Raw genomic sequence first — 286 nt, forward strand, 5'->3', positions numbered from 1 at the left:
CATCGGCGCGATTGCGTTTCACTTCTGAGTTCGGAATGGGATCAGGTGGTGCCACAATGCTATGGTTTCCAGACAAACTGTTTTCTAGGACATTACACTAGATTATTCTTGGTGCTGATACCCAGAATCGAACTGGGGACCTCATCCTTACCAAGGATGCGCTCTACCAACTGAGCCATATCAGCAAAACTAGCTACTACGTCGAGCTTATTAGGCGCCTGGAAATGACCTACTCTCGCATGGGGAGACCCCAAACTACCATCGGCGCGATTGCGTTTCACTTCTG

General features: G+C 49.3%; 1 tRNA gene and 1 rRNA gene. Both read right to left on the reverse strand.

Annotation, left to right across the window (positions count from 1 at the left end):
• A 5S ribosomal RNA gene (rrf, locus tag AAEZ02_RS22205) occupies positions 1-73 on the reverse strand; the annotation flags it as partial.
• A 36-nt stretch (positions 74-109) separates the two neighbouring features.
• Positions 110-185 (reverse strand) — tRNA-Thr (locus AAEZ02_RS22210).
• Positions 186-286: the final 101 nt, after the last annotated feature.

The sequence above is a fragment of the Shewanella sp. T24-MNA-CIBAN-0130 genome (assembly GCF_040310185.1).
In the GTDB taxonomy this organism is placed as follows: domain Bacteria; phylum Pseudomonadota; class Gammaproteobacteria; order Enterobacterales; family Shewanellaceae; genus Shewanella; species Shewanella psychromarinicola.